The sequence below is a fragment of the Micromonospora sp. CNZ309 genome (assembly GCF_002846525.1).
Genome location: NZ_PJNG01000001.1, coordinates 4,091,779 through 4,112,031 on the forward strand (window position 1 = coordinate 4,091,779; position 20,253 = coordinate 4,112,031).

Annotated in this window: 17 protein-coding genes and 1 pseudogene; 6 read left to right on the forward strand and 12 right to left on the reverse strand. The window is 75.2% G+C overall.

The window, feature by feature from the left end; genetic code table 11:
- Nucleotides 1-11: 11 nt before the first annotated feature.
- Nucleotides 12-557, reverse strand: coding sequence for an LOG family protein (locus CLT72_RS16890; protein WP_101412656.1), 546 nt, complete (start codon nt 555-557; stop codon nt 12-14).
- On the reverse strand, nt 557-1,417 hold the full coding sequence (locus tag CLT72_RS16895; protein ID WP_101412657.1) for an LOG family protein: 861 nt from the start codon (nt 1,415-1,417) through the stop codon (nt 557-559). The genes CLT72_RS16890 and CLT72_RS16895 overlap by 1 nt, the downstream gene beginning before the upstream one ends.
- 251 nt (nt 1,418-1,668) lie before the next feature.
- Here CLT72_RS16895 and CLT72_RS32330 point away from each other — a divergent pair, with 251 nt between their 5' ends.
- A complete protein-coding gene (locus tag CLT72_RS32330) occupies nt 1,669-1,830 on the forward strand; it encodes a hypothetical protein (protein WP_172896355.1) in 162 nt (53 codons plus the stop codon).
- A gap of 86 nt (nt 1,831-1,916) precedes the next feature.
- On the opposite strand, the gene dapE is transcribed toward CLT72_RS32330, so the two are convergent.
- Nucleotides 1,917-2,990 carry a succinyl-diaminopimelate desuccinylase gene (gene dapE, locus CLT72_RS16900; RefSeq protein ID WP_101412658.1) on the reverse strand — a complete coding sequence of 358 codons (1,074 nt, stop codon included), beginning with the start codon at nt 2,988-2,990 and terminating at the stop codon, nt 1,917-1,919.
- A 129-nt stretch (nt 2,991-3,119) separates the two neighbouring features.
- Here dapE and dapD point away from each other — a divergent pair, with 129 nt between their 5' ends.
- Nucleotides 3,120-4,076, forward strand: coding sequence for a 2,3,4,5-tetrahydropyridine-2,6-dicarboxylate N-succinyltransferase (gene dapD / locus CLT72_RS16905; protein ID WP_101412659.1), 957 nt, complete (start codon nt 3,120-3,122; stop codon nt 4,074-4,076).
- Nucleotides 4,077-4,129: 53 nt separating this feature from the next.
- On the opposite strand, the pseudogene CLT72_RS16910 reads toward dapD, so the two are convergent.
- Nucleotides 4,130-7,416 (reverse strand): annotated as a pseudogene (locus CLT72_RS16910) (S8 family serine peptidase).
- A 179-nt stretch (nt 7,417-7,595) separates the two neighbouring features.
- Between CLT72_RS16910 and CLT72_RS16915 the strand changes: the two are divergent.
- Nucleotides 7,596-8,153 (forward strand): sugar O-acetyltransferase, encoded by a 558-nt coding sequence (locus tag CLT72_RS16915; protein WP_101412660.1) that lies wholly within the window; start codon nt 7,596-7,598, stop codon nt 8,151-8,153.
- Between the two features lie 102 nt (nt 8,154-8,255).
- Nucleotides 8,256-10,889, forward strand: a complete 2,634-nt coding sequence (locus CLT72_RS16920; protein WP_101412661.1) for a hypothetical protein — start codon at nt 8,256-8,258, stop codon at nt 10,887-10,889.
- Between the two features lie 95 nt (nt 10,890-10,984).
- Here CLT72_RS16920 and CLT72_RS16925 read toward each other — a convergent pair whose 3' ends face one another.
- The 5 genes from CLT72_RS16925 to fdxA form a co-directional block, all read right to left on the reverse strand.
- Nucleotides 10,985-11,635 carry a nucleoside/nucleotide kinase family protein gene (locus CLT72_RS16925; RefSeq protein ID WP_101412662.1) on the reverse strand — a complete coding sequence of 217 codons (651 nt, stop codon included), beginning with the start codon at nt 11,633-11,635 and terminating at the stop codon, nt 10,985-10,987.
- Entirely contained in the window at nt 11,635-12,279 is a 645-nt protein-coding gene (locus tag CLT72_RS16930) for an SIMPL domain-containing protein (protein WP_101412663.1), read from the reverse strand. The genes CLT72_RS16925 and CLT72_RS16930 overlap by 1 nt, the downstream gene beginning before the upstream one ends.
- A 67-nt stretch (nt 12,280-12,346) precedes the next feature.
- Nucleotides 12,347-13,399: a prephenate dehydrogenase/arogenate dehydrogenase family protein gene (locus CLT72_RS16935; protein WP_101412664.1), complete on the reverse strand. Its 1,053-nt coding sequence runs from the start codon at nt 13,397-13,399 to the stop codon at nt 12,347-12,349.
- Nucleotides 13,400-13,404: 5 nt separating this feature from the next.
- Nucleotides 13,405-14,511, reverse strand: coding sequence for a succinyldiaminopimelate transaminase (gene dapC, locus CLT72_RS16940; RefSeq protein WP_101415228.1), 1,107 nt, complete (start codon nt 14,509-14,511; stop codon nt 13,405-13,407).
- Nucleotides 14,508-14,834: a ferredoxin gene (fdxA, locus tag CLT72_RS16945; protein ID WP_091422126.1), complete on the reverse strand. Its 327-nt coding sequence runs from the start codon at nt 14,832-14,834 to the stop codon at nt 14,508-14,510. Before fdxA ends, dapC begins: the two co-directional genes overlap by 4 nt.
- Nucleotides 14,835-14,913: 79 nt before the next feature.
- On the opposite strand from fdxA, the gene CLT72_RS16950 reads away from it, so the two are divergent.
- Nucleotides 14,914-15,873, forward strand: coding sequence for a GNAT family N-acetyltransferase (locus CLT72_RS16950; protein WP_101412665.1), 960 nt, complete (start codon nt 14,914-14,916; stop codon nt 15,871-15,873).
- Between the two features lie 192 nt (nt 15,874-16,065).
- On the opposite strand, the gene CLT72_RS16955 is transcribed toward CLT72_RS16950, so the two are convergent.
- The 3 genes from CLT72_RS16955 to mshB all read right to left on the reverse strand — a co-directional run bounded on the left by CLT72_RS16955 (nt 16,066) and on the right by mshB (nt 17,990).
- Nucleotides 16,066-16,530 (reverse strand): hypothetical protein, encoded by a 465-nt coding sequence (locus CLT72_RS16955; protein ID WP_101412666.1) that lies wholly within the window; start codon nt 16,528-16,530, stop codon nt 16,066-16,068.
- Between the two features lie 78 nt (nt 16,531-16,608).
- On the reverse strand, nt 16,609-17,046 hold the full coding sequence (locus CLT72_RS16960) for a hypothetical protein (protein ID WP_101415229.1): 438 nt from the start codon (nt 17,044-17,046) through the stop codon (nt 16,609-16,611).
- A 17-nt stretch (nt 17,047-17,063) separates the two neighbouring features.
- Nucleotides 17,064-17,990, reverse strand: coding sequence for an N-acetyl-1-D-myo-inositol-2-amino-2-deoxy-alpha-D-glucopyranoside deacetylase (mshB, locus tag CLT72_RS16965; protein ID WP_101412667.1), 927 nt, complete (start codon nt 17,988-17,990; stop codon nt 17,064-17,066).
- An 87-nt stretch (nt 17,991-18,077) separates the two neighbouring features.
- On the opposite strand from mshB, the gene CLT72_RS16970 reads away from it, so the two are divergent.
- Nucleotides 18,078-20,219, forward strand: coding sequence for a S9 family peptidase (locus CLT72_RS16970; RefSeq protein WP_101412668.1), 2,142 nt, complete (start codon nt 18,078-18,080; stop codon nt 20,217-20,219).
- Nucleotides 20,220-20,253 lie beyond the last annotated feature (34 nt).

Sequence of the window (20,253 nt, forward strand, 5' to 3'; positions counted from 1 at the left end):
CTGGGGTGGGGTCAGGTCAGCTGGCGTTCCACGGCGTCCAGGGCGGCGGGAACCGTGTCGGTCACGGTGAGCAGGCCCAGGCCGGCGGGCTTGAGGAAGGTCTGGTCGGCCAACGCGCCCAGCCAGTCGAGCACCGGGCGGTAGAAACCGTCGGTGTCGACCAGCACCATCGGCTTGGCGTGCAGGGCGAGGGTCGCGGTCGTCCAGACCTCGAACAGCTCGTCGAGGGTGCCGAGCCCGCCCGGCAGGGTGAGGAAAGCGTCCGACTTGTCGATCATGACGGTCTTGCGGCTGGCCATCGAGTCGGTGATCAGCAGCTCGTCCGACGCCAGGTCGGCGACCTCCAGGTCGACCAGCGACTGCGGGATCACCCCGACCGTCCGACCGCCGGCGGCCCGCGCCCCGTCCGCCAGCGCGCCCATCATGCCGACGCACCCGCCGCCGCTGACGAGCGTGTGCCCGCGCCGGGCGATCTCCGCGCCCGTCTCGGCCGCGAGGTCCAGCCAGCGCTGGTCGAGCGTACGGGAGGAGGCGCAGAACACGCAGATCGCCGCCATCAGCGCTCCCGCCTCTCGTCGCCCGCCTCGGCGGCGGCCTGCTGGTCGGCGGCGGTCACGGCGACGGCCTCCTCGCGGACCGCCTCCTGCTCGACGTTGAGCGCGGCCTCGGCCTCCACGATGTGCCGGACGGCCGCGTCGACGTCGTCGGTCACGCAGATCAGCTCCAGGTCGACCGGGCCGATCTTGCCGTCGGCGGCCATCGTGTCGCGCAGCCAGTCGAGCAGGCCGCTCCAGTACTCCGCGCCCATCAGCACCACGGGGAAGCGGGTGACCTTGCCGGTCTGCACCAGGGTCAGCGCCTCGAACAGCTCGTCCATGGTGCCGAACCCGCCGGGCAGCACGACGAACGCCTGGGCGTACTTGACGAACATGGTCTTGCGGGCGAAGAAGTAGCGGAAGTCGATGGCCAGGTCGACCCACTCGTTGAGGCCCTGCTCGAAGGGCAGCTCGATGCCGAGACCGACCGAGAGCCCGCCGGCCTCGCTGGCGCCCCGGTTGGCCGCCTCCATCACGCCCGGCCCGCCACCGGTGATCACCGCGTAGCCGGCCCGGGCCAGGGCGGCGCCCAGCGCCTCGGCCAGCTGGCACTCCGGGCTCTCCGGCCGGCTGCGGGCGGAGCCGAACACGCTGACCGCCGGGGGCAGGTCGGCGAGGGTGTCGAAGCCCTCGACGAACTCGGAGAGGATGCGCAGCGCCCGCCAGGCGTCCTTGGTCTTCCAGTCGCTCCGCCCCCGCGAATCGAGCAGGCGCTGGTCCGCCGTGCTGCTCGTGATCGCCTGTCGACGCAGCGTCACGGCCCCCCGGTGCCGTTCCTGTCCCGGCTGGCGGCCGGCCTCCCGCCCGTTGCTCTGACCCATGGGAGCCACCGTAGTGGAGCGGCACCCGCCAGGTGCGGGCACCACGAGCCGGACCTGCGCCGACCGGCGGAGGCGGCTATCGGGCGACGCCCGGCGACGAGCCCGAGGACGGCGGCGCGGAGGACGGCGGCGCGCCGCGGCGGTGACCGGAGAAAATTTTCCGATCTTGGGCAACTAATTCGGTCGCACGGACGTCTTACTATTCACATACCGGGTATGCCCCGGCGCGCGCCTTCGGGGGAGGAGTCAGCGTGATCAGCAACAGCGAGATGATCCGGATCCGGCGGCAGATGCAGCGCCGCATCCGCGACGTGGTGGCCGAGCGCCGCCGCGCCCGCCTGATGGAACCGTCCACCGATCAGGGCGGCCAGACCGACGCCCGGCCCACCGCCGAGGCGTCCACCACCGTCTGACCCGCACCGGCAGCACCGTGAGCGGAGGGTCCGCGTCGTCCGACGCGGACCCTCCGTCCATGCGAGGAGGCCACCCGCCCCGGGCGTCAGGCGGAGGCGAGCCAGCGGTGCAGCGTGGCGGCACCGTCCCGGATCTTGCTGATCTCGACGTGCTCGTCCGGGTGGTGGGCCAGGTTCGGGTCGCCGGGGCCGAAGTTCAGCGCCGGGACGCCCATCGCGGCGAACCGGGCCACGTCCGTCCAGCCCAGCTTGCCGATCGGCTTGGCACCCACCGCCGCCACGAACTCCTTGGCGGGTGCCGCCTCCAGCCCGGGCGGGGCGCCGGCGGCCGAGTCCGTGACCCGCACGTCGAAGCCGGCGAAGACCTCGCGCAGGTGCGCCTCGGCCTCGGCCGGGGTCCGGTCCGGCGCGAAGCGGTAGTTGACCTCGACCTCGCACCGGTCGGGCACCACGTTGCCGGCCACGCCGCCGTGGATGCGGACCGCGTTCATCCCCTCGCGGTAGTCGCAGCCGTCGATGGTGACCCGCCGCGCCTCGTAGTTGGCCAGCCGGTCGAGCACCTCGCCGGCCGCGTGGATCGCGTTCACGCCGTGCCAGGAGCGGGCCGAGTGGGCGCGTACGCCGGTGGTGGTGACGACCGAGCGCATGGTGCCCTGGCACCCGGCCTCGACGATGCCGTACGTCGGCTCCAGCAGCAGCGCGAAGTCCGCCTCCAGCCACTCCGGGTGCGCCTCGGCGACCAGGAAGAGGCCGTTGTACTTCGACTCGATCTCCTCCGCCTCGTAGAAGAAGTACGTCACGTCGTAGCGCGGGTCGGGCAGGCTCACGGCCAGGTGCAGCGCGTACGCCACCCCGGACTTCATGTCGGAGGTGCCGCAGCCGTACATCAGGTCGCCGCGCATGGTCGACGGGAAGTTGTTGTTCAGCGGCACCGTGTCCAAGTGACCGGCGAGCACCACCCGCTGGTCGCGGCCCAGGTCGGTCCGGGCCATCACCGTGTTGCCGTGCCGGTACGTGGTCAGGTGCGGTACGCCCCGCAGCACCTGCTCCACGCAGTCGGCGATCGCCTTCTCGTTGAGGGACACGGACTCCATGTCGACCAGCGCTCGGGTCAGCGCCACCGGATCGGCCAGGACCTCGGGGGTCAGCGGGTTCTCCATGGTTCGCACGGTACCGTCAGGTCGGGCGTGTGAGGAGCGAGCGTTCCGGGCGGCCGGCGTCAGAGCGCGCGGTCGCGCGGGGCACCCGGTGACCCGCCCGCCCGGCAGCCACGAACGAGAGGTGAATCAGTGACGTCCGAATCCGCCTGGGGCATCGGCCTGGCCACCGTGACCGCTGACGACCAGGTGCTCGACACCTGGTACCCGACCGGCAAGCTGGGCCTCGGCAAGCTGCCGCTGGTCGCCGGCGAGGACGAGGCGGACGTGCTGGACCTGCCGCCGGGAGCGGTCGGCGACCGGGCGCTGCCCGGGCTGCGTACCGTCCAGGTGGTCACCGTGATCGACTCGCTGGACGACCCGATCAAGGACGCGGCCGACGCGTACCTGCGGCTGCACCTGCTCTCCCACCGCCTGGTGCGACCCAACGAGCTCAACCTCGACGGCATCTTCGGCAAGCTGGCGAACGTGGCCTGGACCTCCGCCGGGCCGTGCCCGCCGGAGCGCGTGGACGAGCTGCGGGTCATCGAACGGGCCGCCGGCCGCCACCTGGCCGTGTACGGGGTGGACAAGTTCCCCCGGATGACCGACTACGTGGTGCCGTCGGGCGTGCGGATCGCCGACGCCGACCGGGTCCGGCTCGGCGCGCACCTGGCGGCCGGCACGACGGTCATGCACGAGGGCTTCTGCAACTTCAACGCCGGCACGCTCGGCACCTCCATGGTCGAGGGGCGGATCGTGCAGGGCGTGGTGGTCGGCGACGGCTCCGACATCGGCGGCGGCGCCTCGATCATGGGCACCCTCTCCGGCGGCGGCACCGACAAGGTCCGCATCGGCGAACGCAGCCTGATCGGCGCGAACGCGGGCGTGGGCATCTCGCTCGGCGACGACTGCATGGTGGAGGCCGGCTGCTACATCACCGCCGCCTCCAAGATCACCCTGCCGGACGGCCGGGTGGTCAAGGCCCGCGAGCTGTCCGGGGTGGACAACCTGCTGTTCTGGCGCAACTCGGTGACCGGTGCGCTGGAGGCGAAGCAGCGCGCGGGCCGGGGCATCGAGCTGAACGCCGCGCTGCACGCCAACGACTGACGGGTCGCCCCCGCCGGGCCCGCGATCGGCCGCGGGCCCGGCGGGGGTACGCCTCAGCGCAGGCGGTACGCCTGGATGACGCGCTGGGTGACCGTGTTGCCGGCGGTGTCCCGGGCGGTGGCCCGCAGCGAGACGTACCCGGCGCCGTCGGGGTGCCGCACGGTGGCCGTCCAGCCGTCCCCGCCGGGGCGGACCCGGGCCCGCTGCCAGGTCTTCCCGCCGTCGTAGGAGGCGTCGACGGTCAGCGCGGCGATCCGGGCCCTGGGCGCGCCCGGCTGCCGCTGCACCTCGACCGGGATCACGAAGCTCCGGCCCGCCGGGGCGGCGTTGTCCCGGTACAGCCGGGGCGCGAACCGGATCGCCGACGCCGGCAGCGCGACCGGGTCGTCCCCGCCGACGTGCCGCGACCGGAACGTCCACGTGGCCGCCACCTCGGTGGCGAGGTCGGTGAAGCTCCGCTTCGACGACACCTCCAGCCGGTAGTCGGCCGCGCCCGGCGGCACGTCGAACCCGCCGTACGCCGGCTCCGCGCTCTCCCCGACCAGCACCCCGTTGCGGTAGAGGGCGGTGCGGGCGGTGTCGGCGACCGAGCCCCCGGGTGCCCCTCGGCGTCGCTGTGCAGCGGCAGGTTCACCTCGATGCGGTCGCCCTGCCGGGTGATCCCCGCCGCCGGGAACGACGGCCCGTACGGCGCGCTGTTCCAGCTCTCCCGGTAGTGCCGCCCGGGACGCAGGGTGCGCGCCTCGGAGAAGAGGATCGCCTTGAGGTCGGCCCAGCCCTCGTCGGTCGGCACCCCGAAGTCCAGCTCGGAGTACCAGCGCACGCCCCGCGTGTTGTAGTGCTCGACCCGCTGCCCCGGCGTGGCGGTACGCAGGCCGACCGCCCAGCCGCCCACGTCGGGCTCGCGCTGGGCGAAGACCAGGCGGTCGGTGACCAGCCCCGGGTCGCCGCCGTTGAACCGGTGGGTGACCGTGGCCAGGTCCTTCGTGCGGTAGTGCCGGACGAAGCCGGTCGGCATCCGGCCCGGCACGCCCTCACTGAGGGCGTAGAGGTAGGGGCTGCTCGCCGCTTCCAGGTCGGCCCACTGGCTGCTGACCGTGGCGACGAACCGCTCACCGGACGCCGGTTGCCCGAGCCCGAGGGTGTGCAGGCCCTCGAAGTCGGAGCCCAGCATGCCGAACGTGTGGCTGCCCGTCTCGGCGAGGAAGATCGCCTCGGTGACGACGAGCGCCGGGGTGGCCGAGCGCTGCGGGACGCTCATCCGGACCGGCTCGCCCCGGCGGGCGTCGAGGGTGATCCGCGTATCGCCGGCGACCACCAGCTCCGGCTGGACGATCTGGGTGAGCGCGGTGACCTCCTCGCCGGCCACGTCGTACACGAAGCTGACCAGCCCGTAGCGGCCCTTGGGGACCCGCATCTCGGCGGTGCCGTCCGGGTCGTACAGGTCGTACGGGTCGAGCCCGTCCAGCGCGACCAGCATGGTGCCGTACTCGCTGGCGACCGTGCCGGCCCGGTTCAGGTGCCGGGCGGTCACGACGTAGCTCTCCACCTCCCGGTGCACGGCCACGGGGGTCACGGCCACCACCGTGCCGCCGGAGCGGGCCACGATCCGGCCGGTGTAGTGACCGTCCGGGCCGTCGACCCGGGTGTCGGCGGTGATCGTGGCGCTCGCCGTGCCGTCGGCCGGCACGCTGATGCGGCTCGCGCCGAGGGTGAACATCCCCGCCGGGGCGGGCCTGCCGTCCGGGCCGGTCGCCTCGACGGCCAGCTCCAGGTCGGTGGCGGCGCCGTCGTTGCGCCAGGTCACGGTGCGGGTGATCGGGGTGTCGTCGTCGTGCGGCCAGAGTGCCCGTCCGAGCGACACGCTCGGCGGGTCGCTGGTCACCGTCTGCCGGACCGCGCTGGCCAGGTCGACCCGCCCGGCCCCCTGCTCGTACGCGGTCAGCTCGGGGTGCGGCTTCGCGGAGGACATCAGGAGGGCCTTGAGCCGGTCGGCCTTCCAGTCGGCGTGCTGCTGGGCCAGCAGCGCCGCCGCGCCGGTGACGTGCGGGGCGGCCATCGAGGTGCCGGAGAGCGAGACGTACCCGTCGCCGGCCGGCTCGCCGATCACGCCGTCACGGCTGCGCGCCGCCACGATGTCCACCCCGGGGGCGGTGATGTCGGGCTTGAGCGCGTCGTCACCGGTGCGGGGGCCACGGCTGGAGAAGTCGGCGAGGCTGTCGTCCCGGTCGACTGCGCCCACCGAGAGGGCGGCGTCGGCGGTGCTGGGGGAACTGACCGGGGCGAACCGGCCGGAGTTGCCGGCGCTGATCACGAAGAGGGCGCCGGTCTGCGCGGTGAGCGTGTTGACGGCCTCCTCCAGCGGGTCGACCTCCGGGGTGTCGTAGCCGCCGAGGCTGAGGTTGACCACGTCGGCCCGCTGCTCCACCGCGGCCCACTGCATGCCGGCGAGGATCGCCGACTCGGGGCAGCCGTACGTCTCGCAGACCTTGCCGTCGAGCAGCGTCGCGTCGGGGGCGACGCCCCGGAGGCGACCGCCGGAGGCGGCGCCGCTGCCGGCGACGATCGAGGCCACGTGGGTGCCGTGCCCGACCACGTCGCCCGCCGCGGACTCCTCGGTGAAGTTGCGCACCTCGGCCACCCGGCCGGCCAGGTCGGGGTGCGTGGCGTCGATCCCCGTGTCCAGCACGGCGACCCGCACGCCCCGACCGGTGAATCCGGCCCGGTGGGCCTCCGGCGCGCCGATCTGCGGCACGCTGCGGTCGAGCGTGAGCTGACGCCGGCCGTCGAGCCAGATCTTGTCGGCGCCCCCTGCCGCGCCGACGCGTGCACCGGCGGCGGTGACCGCCGCCCAGACCTCCGTGGCGCGCCGCTTGCTCGCCGTGGCGGCGAGGCCGCCGACGGCGGGCAGCTCGCGGGTGACCGTCACCCCGCCGGGCACGGTCGAGCGCCGGGCCGCCCCGCTGCCGCCCGTGATCAGCAGGGGCAGGTGGTCGCGCCGGGCGTCGTCGTAGCCGGCGGCGACCAGCTCGGTGACGTCGAACAGCCGCCGGTCGACCCGTCCCTCGCGGATCGGCGCCACGGCGTCCTCGGGCACCACCGAGAGGTGGCCCCGGTCGCGTCGGGTGAGGAAGCGGACGTCCTCACGCCCGGGCGCGGGGCGCACGCTGACGCGGGAGCCGGTGACGGTGACCCGGTCGCCGGTGAGCAGGGTGAGGGTCACCGGGCGGCTGCCGGTGCCCGCCGCCGGGGCCGACGCGGCCGGGACGGGACGGGCGGCCGGATCGGCGGGCGCCTGGGCGACGGCCATGCCGGGGGTGCCGAGCACCACGCCGAGCACCAGACCGAGACCGACCAGTTTTCTTCTTCGCTGCAACGGATCCTCCTTGTCGGGCGTTACTACCTGTAGGGATGGACGCATTGACAGTCATCAGGATTACATACCGGGTATGCAAAATGAAGACACGGAGATGACGGACCAGCCAACGATCGGGCCCCGTCATCGGGGATGATCGGCCGGTGACCTCCATGAAGGAACGCATGCTGGCCGGCGAGCCCTACATCGCCGAGGGCCCGGAGATCGCCGCCGACCTGGACCGGGCGACGCGGCTGATGGAACGCTTCAACGGCAGCCCGGCCGCCGACCCCGAGACCCGGCTCGCCGCCCTGCGCGACCTGCTCGGCGAGGTGGGCGAGGGCACCCACGTCCGGCCACCGCTGTACGTCGACTACGGCCGCAACATCCGAATCGGACCACGCAGCTTCGTCAACTTCAACGCGGTCCTCCTCGACGTCGCCCCGATCACCATCGGCGCCGACGTCCAGATCGGACCGAACGTGCAACTGCTCACCCCCACCCACCCCGTCGAGCCCGGGCCCCGCCGCGACAAGTGGGAGGCGGCCAAGCCGATCACCATCGGCGACAACGTCTGGCTCGGCGGCGGGGCCATCGTGCTCGCGGGCGTCACCATCGGCGAGAACACCGTCGTCGGCGCGGGCGCCGTGGTGACCAGGGACCTGCCGGCGAACGTCGTCGCCGTGGGTAACCCCGCCCGGGTCGTACGACAGCTCGACTGACCACGATCAAGCCCACCACCTGCACAAACACCCTCCAACCCCTGGCATTCCACACCCGGCACCCGGCACTGTGGGTGGTGACGTCGTCACCAGGGGGCGAGGATGGTCGGTCGGGTTCTCGAACTGCGCGTGCACGGGGTCTCCAACACGCCCCCGGGCCAGATCCTCGGCCTGCGTCCGGCCCCCGGGGAGGACGCGCCCCCGCCGCCGTGGCTCGTCGCGGGCGGCCCGGTCACCGGCTTCTACCGCTCCCACACCGCCGAACCCGGTGACCCGATCGTCGTCGAGGCGTACAGCTGGGGGCAGTTGACCTCCGGCGCGCGCACCGCGCGCGACGTCGAACGCGCACTGTGGACGTTGCTGCTCCCGTTCACGCTGGCCAACGTCGCGCTGCACGCCCGGCCGTCCGTACCGGCCGACCCCGGCACCGAACGCTGGCACAGCACCTCGGGGATCACGGCCTGGTTCATCCGGCTGTTCTGCCTGAGCCTCACCGGCACCCTCGCCCTCACCCTCACCGCCGTCGGAGTCGACCTCGTGGGCTGGCAGTGCGTCGACCAGGACTGCCTGCGCCGGATCCCGGGCCCCTGGGAGTTCCTGGGACGGGGCTGGTGGAGCGAGGGCACCAGACCGATGGCCGTCGGCCTGATCGTGCCCCTCGGCGCGCTGGCCCTGCTCGGCCTGGTGAGCTGGCGCACCTACCAGTACGAGGCACAGATGCCCGCCGAACCGGTGCCCCCACCGAGGGTTCCTCGACCCGCCGACGCGACGCCGGACGGACCGCAGCAACCCGAGGCGGGCCCGGCCGCGCCCGACCCACCCCCCGGCCCGCCCGGGAACCCGTTGCAGGACCGCACCTTCTGGATCGGCGAGGGCCAACTGCGCAGGGGCGCCGTGCTGCACCTGTGCACCGGCGTGGTCGTCGCCGCCGCCGTACCGCTGGGGGTGGTCCTCGCCCTGGACCCGCCCCGGGGTGCGCGGGCGGTCGTCGCCTGGTCCACCGTGGCGGCCCTCGCCGCAGTCGTGGTGGTCGCGGTCGTGGCCCTCGCCGGCCCAGGCCTGACGCGGCGCGCGGGGGCCACCCCGCTCGGCCGGTGGAGCATCACGGTCGCCGCGCTCACCGGGTTCGGGCTGGCCGGCACGGTGCTGATCCTGCTGCTGCCCGACGGCCCCGCCGGTACGCCCCTGGCCGACCTGCGTCCGGCCCCCGGCTGCGCCCGCGCCGCCGGTGCGCCGGCCTGCCCGGCCGGCCGGTCGCTGCCCGGCCTGAACTGGATCGTCGCGTGGCTGGGCACGGGACAGTTGCTGCTGCTGATCGCGATCGGCGCGGTGGCCCGGTCCGGGCGGCGGGCGCTGGTCGCGCCGGCGGCGGCCGCCCTGCTGCTCGTCCCCGGGTTCGCCTGGTTCACCGGGTGGCTACCCGGGTTGCCGCCCGCGCCCGCCGCGCTGGAGTTCTGGGCCGTCGTCGTGCTGATCGTCGCCCTGGCCGCCACCGGGCTGCTGCTGCCGCGCGTGCCGGTGCCACTCGGGCGACAACCCCTGGGGCCCCACACCGACCTGGCCTGGGGCGGGCGCGCGCCGGCGCTCCTCGCCGGCTTCGGCTGGATGCTCTGCGTCTCTTACAGCGCCGGGCTGCTCTACTGGGTCACCGGCCGGCTCAACGGCGGCCCGGCCACGGGCGGGTCCTCCCCCGTCGCGCCCCCGGTGCCGGTGCTGTGGGCCGGGCTCGTCTTCGCCGCCGCCCTGCTCGCACTCGCCGCCACCGTCGTCCGGGCCGGGCTGCTCTACCTGCGCCTGCGCCGCCACGAGTACGCGGAGGCGACGGCGCGCACCGGCGCCCCCCTCTCCGCGCACGAGCTGCGGCGCTGCCGCGACGTCGTCGCCTGGCGCGCGCTGCACCGACTGGTCGGCGAACACGCCGTACGGCTGGTCGGCTGCTACGCGGCCGTGTCGCTCGTGCTGGCGACCCTCTCCTGCGCCGCCCTGCTCACCCACAGCCCACCGCACCCCACGGCGGCGACCGGCGGAGCGGCGGTGGTCGAGTGGATCTCCGAGATGGGCGGGCGTCTGCTCGGCTGGCTGCCGGTGCTGATCGCCACGGTGGGCATGCTGGTCTACCGCAACGACGTCGTCCGCCGCTCGGTGGGCGTGGTCTGGGACGTGGGCACCTTCTGGCCCCGGACGGCCCACCCGCTGGCCCCGCCCAGCTACGCCGAACGGGCCGTACCCGAGTTGCAGACCCGCGTCGCCGGACTGCTGGCGCTGCCCGAGCACGACCCCCGGGGCGTGGACGGGATCATCCTCTCCGGGCACAGCCAGGGCACGGTGATCTGCGCGGCGGTGCTCCTGCAACTGCCGGCCCGCGTACGCCGGCGGATCTGGTTCTTCTCGTACGGCTGCCAGCTGACCCGGCTCTACGGGCGGGTCTTCCCCGGCTACTTCGGCCCGGACCGGCTGCCCGTGCTCGCCGACGCGCTGACCCCGACCGGCGACAGGGTCCGCTGGACCAACTTCTGGCGCGACACCGACCCGCTCGGCTGGCCGGTCACCGCCGGGGAACGGGACCTGCCCGTACGCGACCCGGAGGCGCTGCACCCCAGCGACGGGGAGGTAGCGGATCCCCCGATCCGCAACCACAGCGGCTACCCCGAGGCGCCGGAGTTCCACCGGGAACGCTCGCGGGTGGCGTGGCTGCTGCGCCGGGGCGTCCCGGCACCCCGGCCCGGCTCCGGCTGACCCCGCCTGGCCACCGGCAGAGCGCGCCGGGGCGCGTCAGGGCAGCCGTCAGGGCGCCGCCGGGAGAACGGCGACGGGCTGAGCGCGGATCCTCGTCAGGGCGTCGGCGGCGGCTCGGCGAGGCGGACGACCAGGTCGGCGCGGTGCGCGGTGCCGGCGACCAGGGCGGCGTTGGCCTCGTCGCTGCCCGTCGCCCACGCCCGGGCCTGTTCCGGCGACCGCCCGTACGCCTCGTGCCGGGCCGTCAGCCGGCGCAGCCGCAGCTCGGCGTCCAGGTCGAGGAACCACGCCTCGTGCAGCAGCTGCCGCACCTCGTCCCAGGGGGTCGCGTCCACCAGCAGGTAGTTGCCCTCGGTGACCACCAGCCGCACCGACGGCGGCACCTCGATCGAGCCGGCCACCGGCTCCTCCAGGTCCCGGCGGAACGCCGGCACGTAGACCGCCGTCGGCTCCAGCCGACGCAGGCGGCGCAGCGTCGACACGTAGCCGTTGGCGTCGAAGGTGTCCACGGCGCCCTTGCGCTCCGCCCGGCGCAGGCGGCGCAGCTCGGCCTGGGCGAGGTGGAAGCCGTCCATCGGCACCAGCCGGGCCGTCGGGCCGACCGCCTCGACGATCCGCTCCGCCAGCGTCGACTTGCCCGCGCCGGGCGGCCCGGCGATGCCGAGCAGCTGCCGCGGGCCGGCCTCGGCGAGGGCGCGCGCCCGTGCCACCAGCTCGTCGGTCCCGACGACCCGGGCGGCGGCCATCAGCCGAGGACCGGTTCGCTGATCGCGAACCGGGCGTGCACCGCGGCGTGCACGGTCTGCGGCTGCGGGTCGAGCTCCAGCTCCGGCGGAGCGCTCTCCGCGCCGTCGGCCGCGTACGCCATCCGGCTCAGCATCGGCTGCTCCGCCGCGCCCGCGTCGGCCAGCTCGATCAGCGCGGTGACCCGGGCGCCGAGGGCCTCCGCGTACTCGCGGGCCCGCAGCAGGGCGTCGGCGAGCGCGGCGTGCCGGGCCTCCCGGTGGGCCGGGCTGCCCGGCCGCAGCGCCCACCACGGCCCGGCCACCTCGATCTGGTCCTGGTCGGCCAGGCGCAGCATCAGCTCGCCGAGCGCGGTGAAGTCGCTGACCGTCACGGTGGTGGTCACGCTGCCGCTGTACGCCACCACCCGCTCACCCGAGCGCCGGGTCTCCGGCCGTACCCGCAGCTCGCCGGTCTCCCGCCGGTCGATGCCGGTGCCCTCGGCGTCGAGCAGCACCCGGACGGCGGCGGCCCGCTCGGCCAGCCGGGTCAGGGTGGCCTCCCGGTCGCGGTCGCGCGCCCTGGCGGTCACCGCGAACCGGGCGATCTCCGGAGCCACCTCCCGGTACGCCTCGCCGCGCACCGCCACCACCGGCCCGTCCACCATGCCCTCACCCTAACCGCGCACCCACCGACCCGCCCGCCGTCCGGAGCACGGCGGAGCCGGTCGCGGGTCAGGCCGGCGCGGTGCCCGCCGGGGCGTGCGCGGTGTAGGAGACCGTGCCGCCCGCGACCCGGCAGGCGCTCAGGTGCCCACCGCCCGCGCCCAGCCGCCGCAGCCAGCCGACCTCGGCGGCGTGGTCGCCGACCGCCGGGAACTCCCGTACGGAGGTGTCGAACGGGCGGGCGAGCAGCGCGGAGCGGGTCGCCTCGGCCTCGGCGTACAGGGCGGTGAGGGAGGCGGCGTCGCCGGCCCGCAGCGCGCCCGCCAGCCGGTCGAGGAAGGCGGTGACGCCGGCCAGGCCGTCCAGCACCCGGTCGCGGTTGCCGAGCAGCATGCTGGCGGTACGCGGGGCCGGGGTGCCGGCGACGCGGGTGCCGTCGCGGAAGCTGCCGGCGGCGAGCGCGAGGACCGCGTCGCGCAGGGCGGCGTGCCGGACCGCCCCCGCCAGCGCCCCGGCGAGCAGGTGCGGCACGTGGGAGGCGAGCGCGGCGGCCTCGTCGTGCTCCTGCGGGGACATCGGCACCACCCGGGCGCGGAACACGTCGACGACCAGGGCCGCGAGCCACCGGAACGCGGGCGTCGCCGGGCCGTCGGACGGGCAGAGCACCCAGGCGGCGGAGTCGAGCAGGGCGGCCGTGGCGGAGGTGAGCCCGGCGGAGTCCGCGCCGGCCATCGGGTGGCCGGGCACGAACCGGTCGACGAGGCCGTGCCGGGCGGCGAAGGCCGCCAGCTCGGCCTTCGTGCTGCCGACGTCCGTCAGTACGCAGTCGGGCGGGGCCGCCCGGGCGACCCGCAGCAGGGTGTCCGCGAGGGTGGGCAGCGGGCCGCAGAGCAGCACCACGCGGCGCCCGGCCACCGCCTCGTCGAGCGTCTCGGGGGCCTCGACGCCCTGCCGCCGGGCGTGCCGGCGGGTCGCCGGGTCCGGGTCCCAACCGGCGACGTCCAGGCCGGCCGCGCGCAGCCGGAGCAGGACGGAACCGCCGATCAGGCCGGTGCCCACGACCGCCGCCCGGACCCCGGCCCAGCGCCCGGCCGGGTCCGGCGCCGACGCGTCGGTCGTCATCGCGCTCAGGCGCGCAGCCGGCCGGCGACCGCCGCCACGCGCTCGTCGGACTCGGTAAGCGCCACCCGCACGTGCTGCCGACCGCCCGGGCCGTAGAAGACGCCGGCGGCCGCGAGGATGCCCCGCCGGGCCAGCCAGTCGACCGTCTCCCAGCAGTCCTCGCCCCGGGTCAGCCAGAGGTAGAGCCCGGCCTCGGAGTGCTCGACGGTGAAGCCCGCGTCGGTGAACGCGGCGTGCAGGACCTCGCGCCGGGCCCGGTAGCGCTCCCGCTGCTCGTCGGCGTGCCGCCCGTCGCGCAGCGCGGCCACCATCGCCGCCTGCACCGGCGCCGGCACGATCATCCCGGCGTGCTTACGGACCTTGAGCAGCTCCGCCACCAGCGCCGGGTCGCCCGCCACGAAGCCCGCCCGGTAGCCGGCCAGGTTGGACCGCTTGGAGAGCGAGTGCACGGCCAGCACCCCGTCGTACGAGCCGCCGCAGACCTCGGGCGAGAGCACCGAGACGGGCTCGGCGGACCAGCCCAGCGGCAGGTAGCACTCGTCGCTGGCGACCACCGCGCCGCGCTCCCGGGCCCAGTCGACCACCTTGCGCAGGTGGGCCGCCGGCAGCACCCGGCCCGTCGGGTTGCCGGGCGAGTTGACCCAGACCAGGCGTACGCGTGGGGTGGGGCCGACGGCCGTCAGCGAGTCGGCGCGCACGACGGTGGCACCGGCGAGCCGCACCCCGTCCTCGTAGGTCGGGTAGGCGATCGAGGGCACCACGACGACGTCGCCGGGGCCGATCCCGAGCAGGGTCGGCAGCCAGGCGACGAGTTCCTTCGAGCCGATCGTCGGCAGCACGCCGAGGCCGTCGACGCCGGCGCCGCAGGCCCGCGCGACCCAGGCCGCGATCGTGTCGCGCAGCACCGGCGTCCCGGCGGTCAGCGGGTAGCCCGGGGCGTCGGACGCGTCGGCCAGCGCCCGCCGGATCACCTCGGGCACCGGGTCGACCGGCGTACCCATGGAGAGGTTGATCAGGCCCTCAGGATGCGCCGCGGCCAGCGCGGCCGCGGCGTCCAGGGTGTCCCAGGTGAACTCCGGCAGCCGCGACGAGACCGGCGCCCGCCGGTTCAGTGGCCCTCGCCGCGCGGTGGCTGCGCGGCGACGAAGGTCGCGTCCTTCTCGACCTTGCCGATCTTCGAGGCGCCACCGGGCGAGCCCAGCTCCTCGAAGAACTCGTAGTTGGCGCCGGTGTAGTCCTTCCACTGCTCTGGCACGTCGTCCTCGTAGAAGATCGCCTCGACCGGGCAGACCGGCTCACAGGCACCACAGTCGACGCACTCGTCGGGGTGGATGTAGAGCATCCGGTTGCCCTCGTAAATGCAGTCGACCGGGCATTCCTCGATGCAAGCCTTGTCGAGCACATCCACGCACGGTTCGGCGATGATGTAGGTCACCGGTCTTCTCCTCCGCAAGACACGCCGCGATCACCCGCGACGGTAAGAGCCTAGTATCTCGCCGGGGAGGGGGTCGATCGTGCTCCGACAGCAGGATGTGGGACACCGGATCGTGGTTCGCCGGATCGTGGGCATCCGCGAGGGCCGGCCGCTCTTTTCGGACGCCCTCGGCGAGCTTGTCGAGCTGAGTGAGACCCACCTCACGCTCGCCACCGCGCAGGGCCGGCTGCGGGTCCCGGTGGCCGAGGTGCACCGGGCCAAGCGGGTGCCGCCGGCCCGCCGGCCCACCGCCGCGGCGGTGGTCGAGCTGGAACTGGCCGCCGACGAGGCCTGGCCCGCCGCCGTACGGGGTCGGCTCGGCGACTGGCGGCTGCGCGCCGCCGGCGGCTGGACCGGCCGGGCCAACTCGGCGCTGCCCGTGGGCGACCCGGACCGGCCCCTGCCCGCCGCGCTGGACGCGGTGGAGCGCTGGTACGCCGACCTCGGGCAGCCGCCGATGGTCAACACCCCGCTGCCGCTCGCCGCGCCGGTCGGCGCGGAGCTGGACGCCCGTGGCTGGGTCGGCCGGCCGCCCGTACTGGTGCAGACCGTGCCGCTGGCCGGGCTGCCGCCGGCCGCGCCGGAGCACGCCGGGGCGCCGCCGGTCGCGCTGGCCACCGCGCCGTCGGACGACTGGCTCACCGTCGCCGCCGGCCGCAAGGGCGGGCTCCCGGACGCCGCCCGGCACGTGCTCACCGCCGTGGACCAGGTCCGCTTCGCCCACGTGTACGCCGACGGCGCGCTGCTCGCCATCGGCCGGGGCACGGTCACCGGGCCGGGACGCTGGCTCGGGCTCAGCCTGATCGAGGTGCTGCCCGAGGCGAGGCGGCAGGGCCTGGCGGGGCGGATCATCCGCGCCCTCGTCGACTGGGGCGCCACGGCCGGCGCCTCGCGCGCCTTCCTCCAGGTCGAGCAGCGCAACACCCCGGCCGTGGCCCTCTACCGCTCCCTCGGCTTCACCACCCACCACACCTACCTGACCCGCACCCCACCCTCCTGACCCGCCCGGGCCCCCGCCCCTCCTCCTCGCGCCGCCCCGCGCCCTCCGGCCCCCCTCTGACGCCGTCGATCATGAAGTTGTCGCCGCCGGAAAGCGCATTCCAGGACGCTAACCTCATGATCGACCTGGCAGCCGGAGGGGACGGGGCGCGGCGCGGGGCAGGGTGGGCCGGAGGGCCAGGCCGTCAGGTGGTCAGCGGCGGACCACGCGGCGGGGCTTGGTGGCCCGGAGTTCGGCGTAGCGCTTGAGGGACTGGGAACGGTGGTCGAGGCCGAGCGCCGTGAGCAGCAGGTAGCCGAGCAGCACGCCCACGCCGGCCGCCGCGAGGTAGAGCCAGATCTGGGCGAAGAAGGTGCCGGCGCCCCCGCCGAACGGGTTGTCACCGACCAGCAGCGGCCCCACCAGCACCGTCAGCAGCAGCGCGACCCCGACCGCGGCGGCCAGGTCCGCACCCCAGGCGGCCACCGGCCGACGCCTGCCCCAGACGAAGGCGACCGCGGCCAGGACCAGCCCGATCACCATGAACATCCCCAGCGACACCCGGTCGGCGGCGGTGTCGTCGCCGTCGAAGCCGAACCGGGTGACCAGCCGGGCGACCACGTTGACCGCGAACAGCGCGACCGCGAGAACCGCCGTCCCGCGCCACCGCTCACTCATCGCACGCCTCCCGCCGTACCGCCCGCCCCGGCGGCGGGCCTCCTGGCAGGAATGTCTACCACCGGAACCTGTGCGGCGTCAGTCCCCCGAAGGGACCGGTGGCGGCGCCAGGATCTGCCGGAAACCCATCACCGCGAAGGTCATCGCGCCGGCCACGATCATCGCCAGGCCGACCCAGTTGTCGCCGGAGACCAGCAGGTCCCCCTCGGCGGTACGCACCGCCGCCACCGCCATCAGGACGAACCAGGGGGTCGCGGGCAGCGCCACCGCCCACCGGCGGCCGACGGCCTCGTACGCGAACCAGCTCAGCGCGATGTTCGCGCCGATGGCGACCAGCACCGAGACGCCGATCAGTTGGCCGCCGACCCGGAGCGTGGCCAGCAGCAGCTCCAGCACCGCGGTGAGCGTCCCGCCGAGGACGGCGATCAGCCCGCCCGCCACCCGCAGGGCGAGGTCGAGCAGCCGCCGGGACCGCCCGGGCGGCGGCGCGGCGGTCTCCTCCGGGGCGGCCGACATCGACGCGACGGGCAGGGTCACCGGAGGCCGGCCGCCGCGACCGGGGACCGGTCCGGGCCGTCGGCGACGTCGAGCCCGGCGAAGAGGTCGTCCTCCCAGCCGTACGGGCCGCTGCCCGGCCCCTTCTCCCCCACCGCGAGGGTGTAGTACTCCACGCCCATGAACTCGCTGCCGAAGTTGCCGGCGATCGAGTAGAGCCACGAGGCGTCGGGGATCTGGGTGGCGTGCGCGCGCATCGCCGCCTCCTTGGCGGCGTGCTGCTCGGTGGCGTCGATCCGGGCGGCGATCTGCGCGTCCGGGGTGCCGAAGGGCAGCTCGGAGATGTCCTGGATGCCGGCGAAGGGGTTGTCGGCCGCCTCGGCGAAGTGGGTCAGACCGGCCTCCAGCACGCTGAGCGGCATCGCGGTCCAGTAGACCTTCGCCGGGGCGAAGCCCTCCGCGCCGGCCAGCTCGTACGCGCGCATCGCGACCCGGTGCGCCTGGATGTGGTCCGGGTGGCCGTAGAAGCCGTTGTCGTCGTAGGTGACCATGACCTGCGGGCGTACCTCCCGCATGATCTCCACCAGGTGCCCGGCGGCCTCGTCGAGGTCGGCCTGCCAGAAGGCCCGGGGGTGCTCGTTGGTGGCGAGGCCCATCATGCCGGAGTCGCGGTAGCGGCCGGCGCCGCCGAGGAAGCGGTGGTCGGTGACGCCGAGCGCGGCGCAGGCGGCGTTCAGCTCCGCGATCCGCCAGCCGCCGAGCTGGTCGGCCTCGGCTGCGGCGAGCTGGGACAGCGCCGGTACGTGGATCTCACCCTCCTCGCCGAGGGTGCAGGTCACCAGGGTGACGTGGGCGCCGGCGGCGGCGTAGTGCGCCATCGTCGAGCCGGTGCCGATGGACTCGTCGTCGGGGTGCGCGTGGACCAGCAGGAGGCGGCGGTCAGGCAGCGTCGTCACGCCGGTCACTCTATCCGGCGGTTCTCCTCCGCCGACCCTGACGCGTCCGCGCAGGTCGGCCACATCACCCCCGGTCACCGCTCTACGATCTGGGCTGTGGACTTTCCGGAGCTGGCCGCCCGCACCCGCCGGTTCAGCCGCGGAGCGCCGCGGGCGGTGACCGTGGCCGATGACGGCTCCCGGGTGGTCTTCCTGCGCTCGGCCGGCCCGGAGGACCCGGCCGACGCCCTCTGGCTGCTCGACGTGGCGACCGGCGAGGAGCGGCTGGTCGCCGACCCGGCGACGCTGCTCGGGGCCGACGCCGATCCCGCCGCGCTGAGCCCGGGCGAGCGAGCGCTGCGCGAGCGGCTGCGGCTGAGCGCCTCCGGCATCGGCTCGTACGCCCTCGACGGCGCCGGGCGGGTGGCGGCCTTCGCGCTGGCCGGGCGGCTGTTCCGGGCCGACCTGGTGCACGGTGACGTGGTCGAGGTCGCCACCGTCGGTCCGGTGCTCGACCCCCGGCCCGACCCCACCGGGCAGCGCCTGGCGTACGTCACCGACGCCGCCGAGGGGATCCGCCGGGGGCAGCTGCGGGTGGTCGAGCACGACGGCACGGACACCCTGCTGGCCGGCGAGGACTCCGGGGTGACCTGGGGGCTGGCCGAGCACATCGCGGCCGAGGAGTTCCACCGCTTCCGCGGCTACTGGTGGGCGCCGGACGGCCGGTCGGTGCTGGCCGCCCGGGTGGACGAGTCCCGGGTCGAACGCTGGCACCTGCACGACCCGGCCGATCCGGCGAGCCCGCCGACGACGGTCGCGTACCCCCGGGCGGGCAGCGCTAACGCCGAGGTCAGCCTGCACCTGCTGGACCTCGACGACGGCTGGGTCGACGTGCACTGGGACCGGGAGACCTACCCGTACCTGACGGCCGTGCACTGGGCCGAGGGCGGGCCGCTGATCACCGTGCTGCGCCGTTCCCAGCAGCACGGCCTGGTGCTGGCGATCGACCCGCGCACCGGCGAGACCCAGGTGCACGCCGAGCTGGCCGACCCGCGCTGGGTGGAGCCGATCCCCGGCACCCCGGCGCACCTGCCGGACGGCCGGGTGCTGGTCGGCGGCGAGCTGGCCCACGACGGGTACGACGCCCGCTGCCTCTTCGCCGACGGGACGCTGCTCACCCCGCCGTCGCTCTACGTGCGGCGGGTGGTCGGGCGGCTGCCGGGCGGCACCGGCCCGGCCGACCTGCTGGTGGAGGCCAGCGACGGCGAGCCGAGCGAGCGGCACCTGTTCCGGGTACGCACCACCATCGGCGGCGGCGTGGACGCCCGTCGGATCACCACCGACCCGGGCTGGCACACCGCCGCCGTGGGCGGGGACGTGCTGGTGGTGGGCAGCGCCTCGCTCGACCACGCGGGCACCCGGTGGACGGTGCGGCGCGGCGGGCAGGAGGTGGCCGTGCTGCGCTCGCTCGCCGCCACCCCGCCGTACGCGCCGCTGCCGCTGCTGGAGCGGGTCACCGACCGGCGGCTGCCGACGGCCGTGCTCTACCCGGACAACTACGTCACCGGCCGGCGGCTGCCGGTGCTGCTGGACGTCTACGGCGGGCCGGGGCACCAGGAGGTGCTGGCCGCCCGTGGGGCGTGGCTGGAGCGGCAGTGGTGGGCCGACGCCGGCTTCGCGGTGGTCACCATCGACAACCGCGGTACGCCGGGTGTGGCCCCCTCCTTCGAGAAGGCGATCCACCGCCGGGTGGCGGACGTGGTGCTGCTCGACCAGGTGGACGCGCTCACCGCGTTGGCCGGCAAGCACCCCGACCTCGACCTGGAGCGGGTGGCGGTGCGCGGCTGGTCGTTCGGCGGTTGGCTGGCCGGCCTGGCCGTGCTGCGGCACCCGGAGCTGTTCCGGTGCGGCATCGTCGGGGCGCCGGTCACCGACTGGGCGCTGTACGACACCGCCTACACGGAGCGCTACCTGGGCCTGCCGGACGACGGCACGGACATCTACGCGCACCACTCGCTGGTGGAGCTGGCCGGCGAGCCCGTGCCGGCCGGGGAGGCGGCCCGGCCGCTGCTGCTGGTGCACGGCCTGGTGGACGACAACGTGGTGGCCGCGCACACGCTGCGGCTGTCCGCCGCGCTGCTGGCGACCGGCCGGCCGCACTCGGTGCTACCGCTGACCGGGGCCACCCACATGGCCGCCGGCGGCATCGCCGAACGCCTGCTCAGGCTCGAGCTCGACTTCGTCCGCCGCCACCTCTAGCCGCGCCCGCCGCCGCAGGCCGGGCGGTGGCGCC

Excerpts from the sequence above, each read along its gene's own strand:
- CLT72_RS16890 (WP_101412656.1), bottom strand. The coding sequence starts at position 557 with ATGGCGGCGATCTGCGTGTTCTGCGCCTCCTCCCGTACGCTCGACCAG.
- CLT72_RS16895 (WP_101412657.1), bottom strand. The coding sequence starts at position 1,417 with ATGGGTCAGAGCAACGGGCGGGAGGCCGGCCGCCAGCCGGGACAGGAA.
- dapE (WP_101412658.1), bottom strand. The coding sequence starts at position 2,990 with ATGGAGAACCCGCTGACCCCCGAGGTCCTGGCCGATCCGGTGGCGCTG.
- CLT72_RS16920 (WP_101412661.1), top strand. The coding sequence starts at position 8,256 with ATGGTCGGTCGGGTTCTCGAACTGCGCGTGCACGGGGTCTCCAACACG.
- CLT72_RS16925 (WP_101412662.1), bottom strand. The coding sequence starts at position 11,635 with ATGGCCGCCGCCCGGGTCGTCGGGACCGACGAGCTGGTGGCACGGGCG.
- CLT72_RS16930 (WP_101412663.1), bottom strand. The coding sequence starts at position 12,279 with ATGGTGGACGGGCCGGTGGTGGCGGTGCGCGGCGAGGCGTACCGGGAG.
- CLT72_RS16935 (WP_101412664.1), bottom strand. The coding sequence starts at position 13,399 with ATGACGACCGACGCGTCGGCGCCGGACCCGGCCGGGCGCTGGGCCGGG.
- CLT72_RS16955 (WP_101412666.1), bottom strand. The coding sequence starts at position 16,530 with ATGAGTGAGCGGTGGCGCGGGACGGCGGTTCTCGCGGTCGCGCTGTTC.
- CLT72_RS16960 (WP_101415229.1), bottom strand. The coding sequence starts at position 17,046 with ATGTCGGCCGCCCCGGAGGAGACCGCCGCGCCGCCGCCCGGGCGGTCC.